This window comes from Marinitoga arctica (assembly GCF_054657315.1).
Genome location: NZ_BAAHYY010000075.1, coordinates 1 through 599 on the forward strand (window position 1 = coordinate 1; position 599 = coordinate 599).

The 599-nt window shown below is 25.7% G+C and carries 1 protein-coding gene; it reads left to right on the forward strand.

Annotation, left to right across the window (positions count from 1 at the left end; translation table 11 throughout):
- Positions 1-92 precede the first annotated feature (92 nt).
- Positions 93-599, forward strand: a 507-nt coding sequence (locus ACYQ44_RS10415; RefSeq protein WP_459997228.1) for an ATP-binding protein, incomplete at its 3' end; no start/stop codon positions are given.

Sequence of the window (599 nt, forward strand, 5' to 3'; positions counted from 1 at the left end):
ATAATAGGAATAAATATCAATTCAGAAAAAAGGAATATTGAGGATTATATAATAGAAAAGGTTTGAACAGTGCCAAATTTGGAGGTGAAGTAATGAGAAGATTCTGTACATCAGGACCAGTAGATAAAAAGACTTGTTATTATGTAGAAAGACCAGATGTAATGAAAGAGGCACTTGATCATATAGAAAATTGGAGATATTTTACAGTATCAGCCCCAAGACAAACAGGAAAAACAACATTGTTAAATGATATAGTTGAAAAAACAAAAGAAAAATATTTACCAATATTTATTTCTTTTGAAAGTTATGGGAATATTAATGAGGAGGATTTTCTTGAAATTTTTATTGAAGATATTGAAATGTCCTTACTGAAAATATATGGTGATACAAATATAAAAATAAAGGTTCCAAAAAATATTAATAATTTGAGAAAAATGATAAGAGAATTTTTTCAAGAAACCCAAAAAGAAATAGTATTAATGATAGATGAATTTGAAAGATTAGATGAGAAAATAATGAATGAATTTTTGCATGTAATACGAAGTATATATCATGATAGGGAAATATACAAACTTAGAAGTGTAATATTAATAAGCGTG